We start from the raw sequence: 13,974 nt of genomic DNA, 5'->3' as shown, positions 1-13,974 counted from the left end.
GTCGATCTGTCTCCACGAGCCTAGCCTCACCGGGCTCGGGGGTGGGCGGCCCGGTGCACCTCTCGCAGATGCTCGACCGTCACCATCGTGTAGATCTGGGTGGTCGTGACCGAGGCGTGGCCCAGCAGCTCCTGCACCACTCGCACGTCGGCTCCCCCGTCGAGCATGTGGGTGGCGAAGGAGTGGCGCAGTGAATGAGGACTGACCTCGGCGCCCAGGCCGGACCGTTCGGCGTGGGTCTGCACCACGGCCCAGGCGCTCTGGCGCGAGAGCCTCGCTCCGCGGGTGTTCAGCAGCAGGGCGGGGGTGGCTGTCCTGGCCCGCGCCGACCACTGCGGGCGACCCCGCACCAGCCACGCCTCGACGGCCCTGCGGGCGTAGTCGCCCAGCGGCACCAGACGCTCCTTGCTCCCCTTGCCGAACAACCTCAACCCGTGGTCGGGATCGGCCAGGGTGCGGCGCACCTCGTCGACGTCGAGCCCGCAGACCTCGGAGATGCGCGCGCCGGTGCCGTAGAGCAGCTCGAGCAGGGCCGCGTCCCTCAACCCGTCGACCTCGTCGGTGTCGGGCGAGTCCAGCAGTCGTCCGACCTGGTCGACCGTCAGCGCCTTCGGCAACCGGGTGCCCAGCCGGGGCGGTGAGACGTCACGGGCGGGGTTCTCGGGGGTGAGGCCGTCGGCCAGTCCGAAGGCGTGCAGGTTGCGAACCGCCACCACCGCCCGGCCCACCGAGGCGGGGGCCAGCGGTGCCCGTCCCGAGGTCGGCGCGGCGAGGTCGCGGGCGAACTCGCTGATGTCGGTGCCGGTGACCTGGCTGGGATCGGAGATCCCGCGGGACGCGAGGAACTCGAGATAGCGGTCGAGGTCGCGCCGGTAGCTCACCAAGGTGTTGGACGCCAGCCCCCGCTCCACCCGCAGGTGGTCGAGGTAGCCCCGCACGAAACGGGTGAGCGGTTCAGGCGCGCTCACGCTGCTGCTCGGCGTGGACCCCACGCACGGGCCAGGGCGCGTCCGCCGGCCGCAGGTCGCGTCCGGTCGCGCGGGCGGTCGCCAACGCCATCACACCGGCCACCAGCAGCGGTGACTGCAGCCGTCCGTCGAGGATGCCGTCGACCAGATCGGAGAACGGTTCCCAGCCCACCACCATGTGCGCCTCTTCGTGTTCCAGCACGAATCCATCGGGACGGTCGGTCTGGGCGAGCCCCGTGGCGAGGTACACCCGCGCCGACTCCTCCGACCCGCCCGGGCTGGTGGCGACGTCCACCAGCACCGACCAGTGGTCGGCCCTCAGACTTGCCTCCTCGGCCAGTTCCCGCTGCGCGGCGTCCAACGGATCCTCGTCCACCCCGTCGAGCAGGCCGGCGGGCGGTTCCACCAGCTCCATGCCAACCGGGTGGCGGTACTGACGGACGACGGCGACGCGGTCCCGGTCGTCGACGGCGATGATGCCGACCGCTCCCGGATGGGTGATGTACTGCCGATGGAAGGGCTGACCGCCGGTGGGTCCCGTGATCTCGTCCTCGACGAAGAGGGACACACGGCCACGACCGAGCACGGTGTGTCCGGTGACCGGCCAGGCCAGCGGGAGGTCGCTGAGCGAACTCATGCCTCGTCCTCGTCGGCAGCCCCGTCGCCGACGGTGGCAGCAGCGGCGACGAGCTCGACCGGCAGACGCTGCTCACCCTTGCGCTTCAGCGCGGCCTCGATCAGCCCCTGGAACAGGGGGTGGGGACGGGTCGGGCGGGACTTGAGTTCGGGGTGCGCCTGGGTGGCCACGTAGAACGGGTGCAGTGAGGTGGGCAACTCCACGAACTCCACCAGGTTGCGGTCGGGCGACAGCCCCGAGAAGACCAGACCAGCCGCCTCCAACTGGGAGCGGTAGGCGTTGTTGACCTCGTAGCGGTGGCGGTGGCGTTCCTCGACCCGGTTGCGACCGTAGAGCCGCGAGACCACCGATCCACGCTTGAGGTCTGCTGGGTAGGAACCCAACCGCATCGACCCGCCCAGGTCTCCGGCTCCGTCGACGATCGCCTGCTGTTCGGCCATGGTTGCGATCACCGGGTGCTCACTGCCCGGATCGAACTCACTCGACGCGGCATCACTGATGCCCGCGACGTTGCGTGCTGCCTCGATGACCATGCACTGCAGGCCCAGGCAGAGCCCGAGGGTGGGGATCTTGTTCTCACGGGCGAAGCGCAGCGCGCCCAACTTCCCCTCGACACCACGGATGCCGAAGCCACCCGGCACGCAGACCCCGTCCACATCACCGAGATTGGTCTCGGCACCCTCAGGGGTCTCGCAGGTGTCGGAGGCCACCCAGCGCACGTTGACCTTCGCCCAGTTGGCGAACCCCCCTGCGCGCAGGGCCTCGGTCACCGACAGGTAGGCGTCGGGCAGGTCGATGTACTTGCCGACCAGGGCGATGGTGACCTCTTCCTTGGGATGGTGCACGCGGTCGAGAAGGTCGTCCCAACGCTTCCAGTTGACGTCGCGGAAACTCAGGTCGAGCCGGCGAACGAGGTAGGCGTCCAAACCCTCCTCGTGCAGCACACGAGGGATGTTGTAGATGGAGGGGGCGTCGATGCACGACACCACGGCCTCCTCGTCGACGTCGCAGCTCATCGCGATCTTGCGCTTGATGCCGTCGCCCAGTTCACGGTTGGCTCGGCAGACGATCGCGTCGGGCTGGATGCCGACCTGCCGCAGGGCGGCCACGGAGTGCTGGGTGGGCTTGGTCTTCATCTCACCGGACGGCCCGATGTAGGGCACCAGCGAGACGTGCAGGTAGAAGACGTTCTCGCGACCGATCTCGTGCCGCACGACCCTGGCGGCCTCGAGGAAGGGCAGCGATTCGATGTCGCCGACCGTCCCACCGATCTCGTGGATGACGACGTCGACACCCGGCCCACCCATGGCGAGCATCGAGTCCTTGATCTCGTTGGTGATGTGCGGGATCACCTGGACGGTGTCGCCGAGGTAGTCACCACGCCTCTCCTTGGCGATCACCGAGGAGTACACCTTGCCCGTGGTGATGTTGGCGTCCGCGGTGAGGTTCACGTCGAGGAAACGCTCGTAGTGGCCGATGTCGAGGTCGGTCTCGGCACCGTCCTCGGTGACGAACACCTCGCCGTGCTGGAAGGGGTTCATCGTGCCCGGATCGACGTTCAGGTACGGGTCGAGTTTCTGCATGGTGACCCTGAGACCACGAGCGACGAGCAGGCTGCCCAAGCTCGAGGCTGTCAATCCCTTGCCGAGTGAGGAGACGACCCCACCGGTCACGAACACATGCTTGGTCATTTTCGCGCTGCCCACGGACTCCCATCATAGGTGCTCCCGGGGGGTGGCTGGGCCATCGACGAGGTGACCAGCGGTTTCGTGCGCCTGGTGTGTCATTCGTCACACCCACCCGGGCCCAGCCCGGGGCCGCGACACGAGGGGTGTGGATCCCTGCCATGATGGTCACATGCGACTCGCCATCGATCTGCCGATCGCGCCGATGCTGGCGCGGCTGATCGATGACATCCCCGCAGCCGACGCCGTGCCCGGCGGGTACGCCTACGAGCCCAAGTGGGACGGGTTCCGCTGCATCATCCTGCGTGACGGCGACCAGGTCGAACTGATCAGCCGCATGAACAAGCAGTTGACCCGCTACTTCCCCGAGGTCGTGGAGCGGGTGCGGGCGGCCCTGCCCGACAGATGCGTGGTCGACGCCGAGATCATTGTTCGCACGGGTCGGCCCGGCAACCAGAAGTTGGACTGGGATGCGCTGTCGGCCCGGGTGCACCCAGCGCTCAAGCGCATCCACCGGCTCAGCGTGCAGACTCCTGCCGAACTGGTCTGCTTCGACCTGCTGGCGCTCGACGACTCCAGCCTGCTCAACCTGCCCTACGACACCCGTCGGGAGTTGCTCGAGGGATTGTTCGCCGGTGTCGCCCCCGAGTCGGGGGTTCACCTCACGGTCGTCACGCACGACGCCGAACTGGCCCGGGAGTGGTTCCACTCCTTCGAGGGCGCCGGCCTCGACGGGGTGATGGTGAAGGAGCGCCGGGGCTGCTACGAGCCCGGACGACGAAGCATGCTCAAGGTCAAGCACACCCGCACCGCCGAGGCGGTGGTGGTGGGCTATCGCAAGCACGCCCGCGGCCACGGCGTGGGTTCCCTGCTGTTGGGCATGTACGACGAGGGTGGCGAACTGGTCAACGTGGGCGGTATCGGCGCCCTCAGCGATCGGATGCGCGAGGCCCTCGCCGACGAACTGGAGCCGCTGCGGGCACCGGAGGGCGAAGGGCTGATCCTGCCGCCCACCAATGCGCGCAACCGGCTCGGCCCCTGGGACCAGGGCGCCTACATCCCACTTCGACCCGAACTGGTGGTCGAGGTGTCGTTCGACCAGCTCGAGGGACGACGGTTCCGCCACGCCGTGACGCTGGTTCGCTTCCGTCCCGATCGGGAGCCGCGCTCGTGCACCCTGGACCAGGTCGACGTGGCCTCGGCCTATGACCTGGGGCGCCTGCTCGACAGCTGATTCCGTTCGGTGGCCCGGAGTCGGGGACGACCGCCCAGGGCTGCGCGGGACCTCAGCGTTCGGTCTCGGCCAGCAGATCGCGCGCATGCGCGAGAGCCGAGTCCGCTTCGTCCAGACCGCCCATCATGCGCGCCAATTCCCGCAGTCTGGCCTCGCCGGCCACGGGTGCCACGTCCGAGCTGGTGACCTGACCGTCCGAGGCCTTGCGTACCACCAGGTGGTGGTCGGCGAAGGCGGCCACCTGGGCCAGGTGGGTCACGACCACCACCTGCGAACCACGAGCCAGCCTGGCCAGGCGCCGTCCGATCTCCAGACCGACGGCCCCGCCGACGCCGGCATCGACCTCGTCGAAGACGAACGTGTGCCCGGCGTCCTCGTCGGCGAGCACCACCTCCAGGGCCAACCGCACCCTGGACAGCTCGCCACCGGACGCCGTCCGCGCCAGTGGGGCAGGGAGCGACCCGGGGTTGGCGGAGAACAGCAGCTGCACGTGGTCTCGTCCGTGTGTGGTCAGCTCGGTGGTGGTGCTCACCTCGAAGACGAGTCGGGCGTGGGGCATCGCCAGAGCTGCGAGTTCGTCCTGGACCCGCCCTGCCAGGTCGGTCGCCAGCCGGCGCCGTTCCCGGCCGAGCACGGCAGCCCTGTCCTCGAGTTCGGCGGTCAGCACCTGCACCCTGGCAGCGAGCTCGCCCACCCGGCCGTCGGAGTCCTCGAGCTCGAGCAGTCGGGTGGCCTGCTCGGACGACCACGCGATCACCTCGTCGACTGTCGTGCCGTACTTGCGGGTGAGACGTGCCAGGTCAGCCTGACGGGAGACCACCCGTTCGAGTTCGGCAGGGTCGGACTCGAGGTCGGCCAGGTAACCAGAGGTGTCGGCGGCAAGATCGGCGAGCGCCGAGCTGATCTCGACGGCTCGTTCGTGCAGTGGTCGGGCCGAGGGGTCGAGGTCGGCCAGGTGGTCCAGCCCCTTGCGTGCCTCCCCCAGCAGGCCGACGGCGTCTGCGGTGTCGTCGGCGTACTCGTCGCCCGAGAGGGTGACGCTGACCCGATGTGCCAGGGCCCTGAGATCGTCGACCGCCTGGAGCCGGGTGAACTGCGAGGCCAGGGCCAGGTCCTCCCCGGGTTGGGGGGCGATCCGTTCGATCTCGTCCAGACCGAATCTCAGCAGGTCCGCCTCGCGGGCGCGTTGCTGGGCGTGTGAGGTCAGGTCGTCCAGTTCGGCCTGCAGCCGACGCCGCTCGGCGAACACTCGCTGGTAGTCGGCGAGCCCCGCCAGATGGTCGGGACCGCAGGCTCGGTCGAGCACGTCACGCTGTCGCTCACTGGTGCCCAGTCTGGCCTGCTCGGACTGGCCGTGGATCGTTGCCAACTCGGCGGTGACCTCGGCCAGCGCCGCGACGGTGGTCTGGGCTCCCCCGACGAAGGCCCGCGATCGTCCTTGGTCGGTGACGTGGCGGGCGACGAGCAACTCGTCCCCGTCCAGCTCGGCACCCACCTCGTCGAGACGTGAGGCGGCCAGGGAAGGCTCGGCAGTGAACCGGCCCTCGACCAGGGCGCGCCGTTGGCCGTCCCGCACCAGTCCGGCATCAGCCCTCGCGCCGAGCAGGAGGCCCAGTCCGGTGGTGACCATCGTCTTGCCAGCGCCGGTCTCACCCGTGAGCGCCGTCAGTCCCGGGGCGAGTTCGAGGGTGGCGTCGTCGATCACCCCCAAGGCGTGCAGATGCAGGTCCCGCAGCATCAGTGGTGTCCCGCGGAGAGCTCACCCACAGCGTCGGTGGGGGCCTCCCTCATGTTGCGCCACCCCTCGACCCGGAGCCCGAACTTGCGCACGAGGCGATCAGCGAAGGGTTGTTCCGAGAGCCGGGCGATGAGCAGGTCGTCGGGACCGCGGACCACCTCCACCCGCTGCCCCGGGGCGACGTCGAAGGAACGTCGACCGTCACACCACACCACCGCCGACGAGTTGAGTTGGGGCATCACGGTCAGGTCGACATGGGCACGCGGGCTGATCACCAGGGCGCGCGCGAACAGCGCATGGGCCGACAACGGGACCACGATCAGCGCCTCGACATCGGGCCACATCACAGGACCCCCCGCCGAGAAGGCATAGGCCGTGGAACCGGTGGGGGTGCTCACCAGCACACCGTCGCACCCCCATTGCGACAAACGGCGGCCGTCGATGGTGGCGAGCACCTCGACCATCCGCTCGCGGGCGGCCTTCTCGAGGGAGACCTCGTTGACGGCGAAGGACTGCCACAGCGCCCGGTCGTCGGCGTCGTGCACCGTCACCTGCAGGGTCAGCCGTTCCTCGACCTCGTAGTGGCGCTCCACCACCAGCCTCACCAGCAGCGGAACGCCCGAGGGTTCGAGTTCGGCGAGGAACCCGACGTGGCCGAGGTTGATCCCCAGCAGCGGCACATGTCGGGGAAGGGCCCACTCGCCCGCTCTGAGGATGGTGCCATCGCCGCCGAAGACGACCACGACCTCGGCGTCGGTGAGTTGGGACTGGTCCACCAGTCGCGACCGGGCCGAGTCGGGCACGAGCGACAACAGGGTGGGCAAGTGGTCAGCGGGCACGCCGACCACGATTCCGTGGGCCTGGACTGCCTCGATGAAGGCGGCCGCCATGACGGGGGCGTCGGGATGGGTCGGGTGCACCATCACCGCCAACGACCGCTGCGTCACGTGACCTCCTCGGTGGTCTGCTGGTAACACCTTAGCCAGAACTCCTGGTTGCCAGTCTCGCCGGTGATCGGGCTGGGGAAGGGGTCCGACACCTCCCAGCCGAGCTCGTGCACCCGATCTGCCACCCGGACGACGGCGCGTTCGGCCTCGGTCGGGTCCCTGACCACGCCGCGGGCGTCGAGGCCGGCTCGTCCCACCTCGAACTGGGGCTTCACCAGGAGCAATGCCTGACCGCCGTCGCCCACGACGCTGAGCAGTGGTTCGACCAGCAGGCCCAGACCGATGAAGCTGACGTCGGTGACCACCAGGTCGACGGGCTCGCCGAGGGTGTCGGGGCGCAGGTCACGCAGGTTGAAGCCCTCGAGAACGACGACCCTGGGGTCGTGTCGGACCAGTGGGGAGAGTTGGCCGTGGCCGACGTCGACGGCGTGCACCCGCCCCGCACCTCGTGCCAGGCAGACCTGGGTGAAGCCCCCGGTCGAGGCACCGGCGTCGAGCACGACCGGGGCGACGCGGTCCCCGGGGTGTTGTTCCGTCCTGACCCCTGGGCCCGGCCCGTCAGCGGTCAGGATTGCGAAATGGTCGAGTGCCCCGATCAGTTTGTGAGCCGCGCGGCTCACCCAAGGGTCTGTCTCGACCTCGAGTTGGCTGGTGTCAGCGGCGACCTCGACCCCCGGGCGGGTGACGACCTGCCCGGCAACGCGGACCCGCCCGGCGCGGACCAACTGCTGGGCCGCCGAGCGGCTGCGTGCGAGTCCCCGCTCGGTGATCAACTGGTCGAGTCTCACGGGTTCGGACGAAGCCCGGGAATCGGTGCCTGCGCTCCCCCACGTGACTGCTCCAGCACCGATGCCAGCACCTCATGCACCTTGGCCAAGCGGTCGTGGTGCTCGGCTGGCGGATGGTCGTCCAGGCTGCCGAACTCGGCGAGGGCGGCGTCGATCAGCCGGTTGCCGGTCTGGGGCCTCTCGCTCTGGGGCCTCCCGCTCTGGGGCCTCCCGGACTGCGGCCTCCCGGACTGCGGGTTCTGGGTCATGGAATCAGGTCCAGTGCCGCCAAGGCTTCGGTGCCGTCGGCGCCCTCCCACACCAGCGCGAGCACGGCCCAGAGGGCATCCAGTTGCTCGTCGGGGGTGGTGCCCGGCTGGTCCAGGTGGACGCGACCGTTGGTCACCCGCGCGGTGATGTGCCCGCAGGTCGCCGAGTCGGATCCCGTGGTCAAGGTTCGGGCCGGGGCAAGGAGGGCGCGCAGGTCGTGGCCGATGTGGGTGGGCCGGTGATGGACGTCCGCTCCGGCGAGGTCGGCCTTGCCGTGGGCTCCGGTGAAGACGAAAAGGGACTCCATGTCGACCCCGTTGGCGCCCTCGATGTCGGTGTCGAGGCGGTCGCCCACGAAGATGGGACGGCCGGCGCCGAGTCGGGTCACCGTCTCGTGCATCAAGGGGGCACAGGGTTTGCCCGCCACCACGGGGTCGATCTCGACGGCCACCCGTACGGAAGCGACCTGTGAACCGGCGCCCGGCACCAACCCCTGATCGGTCGGTCGGGTGGCGTCGGTGTTGCTCGCGTACCATCGTGCGCCGCGCTGAATCGCGAAACACGCTCCGTCGAGGCGGGCCTGGGTCATGTCCGGGTCGTAGCCCTGCACGACGGCGACCGGTTCGTCCCGCCAGTTCTGGGTCGTGGTCAGTCCGACTGCAGTGAGCTCGGCCGCCAGGGCTGCCGTGCCGGTGACCAGCACCAGCGACCCCTCGGGCAATTCGTCGGCCATCAGCCGCGCCACCGCCTGCGCGCTGGTGACGACGTCAGCCACGTCAGCTGGAATCCCGAGTTGGACCAGATGATCGACCACGTGCTGTGGCGTCCGAGCGGCGTTGTTGGTCACGAATCCGACGTGAACCCCACGTTCACGGAGGGCAGCGATCCCCTCGGAGGCGCCCTCGACGGGCTGTGGTCCGAGGTAGACCACCCCGTCGAGGTCGAACAGCGCAGCGTCGTAGTCGTCGATCAAGGGGGACGTCACTGTGACTCGTCCGCCTTCTGATCGTCCTGATCCGCGTCATCCTCGGAGTCGCCGTCGGCCGAACCCCGGTCGGTGTCGTCGGCCGACTGCCGGTCTGTCACGTCCTCGTCCGACTGACTGGTCTCGGAGTCGCCGTCGAGGTCGTCGCCATCGTGCGACTCGTCCTCGTCGGAGTGAGCATCGTCCGACTCATCCTCCTCGGAGTTGTCCTCGAAGTCGTCGTCCTCCGAGTCCTCCTGCTCCGTATCGTCGTCCTCGGTGTCGTCGTCCTCGGAGTCGTCGTCCTCGGAGTCGTCGTCCTCGTCATCCCCGGACTCATGGCTCCGCGACTCGTCGTCCTGGACGTCGTCCTCGCTGTCGTCGAACGCAATCACGTCGATACCGTCGGCGAGGTGGGCACTGGTGGCGCCGAGGGCAAGCAACCGATCGCCGGCATCAAGCTCGTTGGCAGGATCCAGTTTCTCGACCTGGCCGAACAGGTCGATGGCCTGGTCGTTGTCGCCTTCCTTGATCAGCAACTCGGCCAGCGCGAACCGGAGTCGCGCCTGGCTGAGGCGTGCACCCCGGCGCGTGGCGATGGCCTGCCGGAGCACCCTGATTCCCTCGGCGCGTTGACCGAGGTCGTCGCGCGCCCCCGCCTCGACCATCACCATCTCGAGCCAACTGTCGGCATCCAGTCCGGCGGTGGCCGCCTTGCGGGCCAAGGTCAGTGCCTCGCGGGGCCGTCCCAGGGCTCGTTCGCAGTCGGCCAGGACCGGCAGGTACTCATCCGAGCCGGTCATACGGTGCAGGGCGCGATACTCGGTCAACGCCGTCGACCAGTCACCGGCAGCGTAGGCCGCCTCAGCAGTCGCCTCACGCACGATCGGCAGGCGAGCGGCTCGCCGTCGAGCGGCATGTGCATGGGCCAGCGCCAACTGGGGATCGGTGTCGATCAGCTCACCAGCAGCCTGCAGATGTGCCCCCACGATGTTCGCGAGGTCGTGCGGAAGGCCGCGCAGTTCGGCACGAACCTGTCGCGGCAGCAGCTTGGCGTCGAAGTGCTCCGGGAGTGGAGGTTCGTTCTCCTTGCGCTCAAGGCCCGGCCGGATCGCCCGCTCCTGCTCACGAACCTCCTCACGCGTGAGCTCGTCCTCGCGGCGGCCCCGGCGTTGGTTGGGGTTGAAGTCGCCTCGAGCACTGCTGAAACTCGGCCGTCCGGCACCCCTGTCCCCGCGGTCGTTGCTGCGGTAGGGACGACGGTCACCCGACTGCGGGCCACGGTCGTCGCGGTCATTGCTGCGGTAGGGACGCCGCTCATCCGACTGCGGACGGCCGGCACGGTCGTCACGGTCGTTGCTGCGGTACGGGCGACGGTCACCCGACTGCGGACGGCCGCCACGGTCGTCACGGTCATCACTGCGGTACGGGCGACGCTCACCCGACTGCGGGCCACGGTCATCACTGCGGTAGGGACGCCGCTCACCCGACTGGGGGCGGCCGGCACGGTCGTCGCGGTCGTTGGTGCGGTAGGGACGGCGCTCCCCGGACTGGGGGCCACGGTCATCACTGCGGTACGGGCGACGCTCGCCCGACTGCGGGCCACGGTCGTCGCGGCCATTGCTGCGGTAGGGACGGCGCTCACCGGACTGGGGGCCACGGTCATCACTGCGGTACGGGCGACGGTCACCCGACTGCGGGCGGCCGCCTCGGTCGTCACGGTCATTGCTCCGGTACGGGCGACGGTCACCCGACTGCGGGCCACGGTCATCGCTGCGGTAGGGGCGACGCTCGCCCGACTGCGGGCCACGGTCATCGCTGCGGTAGGGGCGACGCTCGCCCGACTGCGGGCCACGGTCATCGCTGCGGTAGGGGCGACGCTCGCCCGACTGCGGGCCACGGTCATCGCTGCGGTAGGGGCGACGCTCGCCCGACTGCGGGCCACGGTCATCACTGCGGTAGGGACGACGCTCGCCCGACTGCCCGCCACGGTCGTCGCGGTCATTGCTGCGGTAGGGACGGCGCTCGCCCGACTGGGAACCACGCTCATCGCGGTAGGGACGACGCTCACCCGACTGAGGGCCACGGTCATCACGGTCATTGCTGCGGTACGAACGCCGCTCACCGGAGGAGCCACCACTTGGACGCGATGTGCCCCCTCGGCTGTAACCGCCGCTCGAACCCCTCCCCGAACCACCCGAGCCAGGGCCTCGCGGGCTGTCGCCCCTGCCATCCCCGCCTCGTCCGCCGGAGGAACGGCCACTCTGGCCACCCCCGAACGGACGACGACCCTCACGCGGCTGATCCGCCTGCCATGCATTCATGAACACCATCTTCTCTCAGTGGCCCGATCCCGGGCAAAGAACGTCCCGACGAGCCCAGGGGGCTCGCCGTATCGGCACGGCGCGCGGGAGACCCGATCGGTCCCGCTGCGGCCGGCGAGCGCCAGCACTTCACCGACAGGGCACCGTGGAGGCCACTTTCGGCACAAATGGAAACACCCCCTTGATCCGAAGATCAAGGGGGTGTTGTAAGTCCGGCGGCGTCCTACTCTCCCACAGGGTCCCCCCTGCAGTACCATCGGCGCTGAAAGGCTTAACTTCCGGGTTCGGAATGGAACCGGGTGTTTCCCTTTCGCCATGGCCACCGAAACACTATGGAGATGTGTCGGACCAAGCATTCAATTATCAAGCCTGGTTCCCGACCGTATCCCGGGAACCACACAGTGGACGCGTAGCATCTTTGTAGATGAATGAACAAGCCCTCGGCCTATTAGTATCGGTCAGCTCCATGCCTTTCAGCACTTCCACATCCGACCTATCACCCGGTGGTCTGCCGGGGGCCTTACCAGATTATTCTGTGGGAACCCTCATCTTGAAGCGTGCTTCCCGCTTAGATGCTTTCAGCGGTTATCACTTCCCAACGTAGCCAACCAGCCGTGCTCTTGGCAGAACAACTGGCACACCAGAGGTTAGTCCGTCCCGGTCCTCTCGTACTAAGGACAGCTCTTCTCAAGATTCCTACGCGCGCAGCGGATAGGGACCGAACTGTCTCACGACGTTCTAAACCCAGCTCGCGTGCCGCTTTAATGGGCGAACAGCCCAACCCTTGGGACCGACTCCAGCCCCAGGATGCGACGAGCCGACATCGAGGTGCCAAACCATGCCGTCGCTGTGAGCGCTCGGGCAAGATCAGCCTGTTATCCCCGGGGTACCTTTTATCCGTTGAGTGACGGCGCTTCCACAAGCCACCGCCAGATCACTAGTCCCGACTTTCGTCCCTGCTCGAGATGTCTCTCTCACAGTCAAGCTCCCTTGTGCACTTACACTCGCCACCTGATTACCAACCAGGCTGAGGGAACCTTTGGGCGCCTCCGTTACCTTTTGGGAGGCGACCGCCCCAGTCAAACTACCCATCAGGCACTGTCCCTGATCCAGATCATGGACCTAGGTTAGATATCCAGAGCGACCAGAGTGGTATTTCAACGATGACTCCACAACCACTGGCGTGGCTGCTTCACAGTCTCCCACCTATCCTACACAAGTCGCACCGAACACCAATACCAAACTATAGTAAAGGTCCCGGGGTCTTTCCGTCCTGCTGCGCGTAACGAGCATCTTTACTCGTACTGCAATTTCGCCGAGTTCGTGGTGGAGACAGCGCCCAAATCGTTACTCCATTCGTGCAGGTCGGAACTTACCCGACAAGGAATTTCGCTACCTTAGGATGGTTATAGTTACCACCGCCGTTTACTGGGGCTTAAGTTCAGTGCTTCGCTTGCGCTGACACTTCCCGTTAACCTTCCAGCACCGGGCAGGAGTCAGTCCGTATACATCGTCTTTCGACTTGGCACGGACCTGTGTTTTTAGTAAACAGTCGCTTGGGCCTGGTCTCTGCGACCTTCAATGCTTCAGACAGCTCGTGTCCTCACACATCCGGTCCCCCTTATCCCGAAGTTACGGGGGTATTTTGCCGAGTTCCTTCACCACGATTATCTCGATCGCCTTGGTATTCTCTACCTATCCACCTGTGTCGGTTTGGGGTACGGGCGGCTCATACGTCGCTCACGAAGCTTTTCTAGGCAGCATAGGATCACCCACTCTTGGAAACGAATTCCAATCACGACGTCACGTCTCAGGCACATGAGGAGCGGATTTGCCTACCCCTCGCCCTACACGCTTGTCCCGGCATACCAGTCACCGGGATGGGCTACCTTCCTGCGTCCCTCCGCAGCTTGCCTACTACAAGTTTGGGTCGCAGAGTCAGCATCATCGATCCGAAGACCTCCGACACCTTCCGTGCTCAGCATCACCTGATTCAGCATGGGCCGTACTTCGCCGGTACGGGAATATCAACCCGTTGTCCATCGACTACGCCTGTCGGCCTCGCCTTAGGTCCCGACTTACCCAGGGCAGATTAGCTTGACCCTGGAACCCTTGGATATTCGGCGGACGGGTTTCTCACCCGTCATTCGCTACTCATGCCTGCATTCTCACTCGTGTGCTCTCCACGACTGGGTCACCCCGCCGCTTCATCGCGCACACGACGCTCCCCTACCCATCCACGCACCTGGACTCGAAAGTCAAGTACACGCGTGAATGCCATAGCTTCGGCGGATAACTTGAGCCCCGCTAAATTGTCGGCGCAGAATCACTTGACCAGTGAGCTATTACGCACTCTTTCAAGGGTGGCTGCTTCCAAGCCAACCTCCTGGTTGTCACCGCAACTCCACATCCTTTTCCACTTAGTTATCGCTTAGGGGCC

Annotated in this window: 10 protein-coding genes and 2 rRNA genes; 1 reads left to right on the top strand and 11 read right to left on the bottom strand. The window is 67.3% G+C overall.

Going from position 1 to position 13,974, the window contains the following annotated elements:
* Window positions 1-26: 26 nt before the first annotated feature.
* Genes H507_RS0106600 through H507_RS15255 form a run of 3 tightly spaced genes read right to left on the bottom strand, consistent with a single transcriptional unit; the run spans window position 27 to window position 3,296 of the window.
* The gene (locus H507_RS0106600; protein ID WP_022909935.1) at window positions 27-968 is read right to left on the bottom strand and encodes a site-specific tyrosine recombinase XerD; all 942 of its coding nucleotides are present in this window, start codon (window positions 966-968) and stop codon (window positions 27-29) included.
* Window positions 955-1,605 (bottom strand): NUDIX domain-containing protein, encoded by a 651-nt coding sequence (locus H507_RS0106595; protein WP_022909934.1) that lies wholly within the window; start codon window positions 1,603-1,605, stop codon window positions 955-957. Before H507_RS0106595 ends, H507_RS0106600 begins: the two co-directional genes overlap by 14 nt.
* Window positions 1,602-3,296 (bottom strand): CTP synthase, encoded by a 1,695-nt coding sequence (locus H507_RS15255; RefSeq protein ID WP_040438017.1) that lies wholly within the window; start codon window positions 3,294-3,296, stop codon window positions 1,602-1,604. The genes H507_RS0106595 and H507_RS15255 overlap by 4 nt, the downstream gene beginning before the upstream one ends.
* A 166-nt stretch (window positions 3,297-3,462) precedes the next feature.
* Here H507_RS15255 and H507_RS0106585 point away from each other — a divergent pair, with 166 nt between their 5' ends.
* On the top strand, window positions 3,463-4,524 hold the full coding sequence (locus H507_RS0106585; RefSeq protein ID WP_022909932.1) for an ATP-dependent DNA ligase: 1,062 nt from the start codon (window positions 3,463-3,465) through the stop codon (window positions 4,522-4,524).
* A gap of 52 nt (window positions 4,525-4,576) precedes the next feature.
* On the opposite strand, the gene recN is transcribed toward H507_RS0106585, so the two are convergent.
* The 8 genes from recN to H507_RS0106545 form a co-directional block, all read right to left on the bottom strand.
* On the bottom strand, window positions 4,577-6,262 hold the full coding sequence (gene recN / locus H507_RS0106580) for a DNA repair protein RecN (RefSeq protein WP_022909931.1): 1,686 nt from the start codon (window positions 6,260-6,262) through the stop codon (window positions 4,577-4,579).
* The gene (locus H507_RS15250) at window positions 6,262-7,209 is read right to left on the bottom strand and encodes an NAD kinase (protein ID WP_022909930.1); all 948 of its coding nucleotides are present in this window, start codon (window positions 7,207-7,209) and stop codon (window positions 6,262-6,264) included. Before H507_RS15250 ends, recN begins: the two co-directional genes overlap by 1 nt.
* Window positions 7,206-7,982, bottom strand: coding sequence for a TlyA family RNA methyltransferase (locus tag H507_RS15245; protein WP_245558869.1), 777 nt, complete (start codon window positions 7,980-7,982; stop codon window positions 7,206-7,208). Before H507_RS15245 ends, H507_RS15250 begins: the two co-directional genes overlap by 4 nt.
* Before the next feature lie 11 nt (window positions 7,983-7,993).
* Window positions 7,994-8,245 carry a hypothetical protein gene (locus tag H507_RS0106565; RefSeq protein ID WP_022909928.1) on the bottom strand — a complete coding sequence of 84 codons (252 nt, stop codon included), beginning with the start codon at window positions 8,243-8,245 and terminating at the stop codon, window positions 7,994-7,996.
* Window positions 8,242-9,231, bottom strand: a complete 990-nt coding sequence (locus H507_RS0106560) for an HAD-IIA family hydrolase (RefSeq protein ID WP_022909927.1) — start codon at window positions 9,229-9,231, stop codon at window positions 8,242-8,244. The genes H507_RS0106565 and H507_RS0106560 overlap by 4 nt, the downstream gene beginning before the upstream one ends.
* Window positions 9,228-11,534, bottom strand: coding sequence for a hypothetical protein (locus H507_RS15240; protein WP_157438913.1), 2,307 nt, complete (start codon window positions 11,532-11,534; stop codon window positions 9,228-9,230). Before H507_RS15240 ends, H507_RS0106560 begins: the two co-directional genes overlap by 4 nt.
* 210 nt (window positions 11,535-11,744) lie before the next feature.
* A 5S ribosomal RNA gene (gene rrf, locus H507_RS0106550) occupies window positions 11,745-11,861 on the bottom strand.
* A gap of 101 nt (window positions 11,862-11,962) precedes the next feature.
* Window positions 11,963-13,974, bottom strand: a 23S ribosomal RNA gene (locus H507_RS0106545); the annotation flags it as partial.

The sequence above is a fragment of the Aestuariimicrobium kwangyangense DSM 21549 genome (assembly GCF_000421525.1).
GTDB classification, from domain to species: domain Bacteria; phylum Actinomycetota; class Actinomycetes; order Propionibacteriales; family Propionibacteriaceae; genus Aestuariimicrobium; species Aestuariimicrobium kwangyangense.
This window is presented reverse-complemented; position numbering and strand designations above follow the sequence as displayed.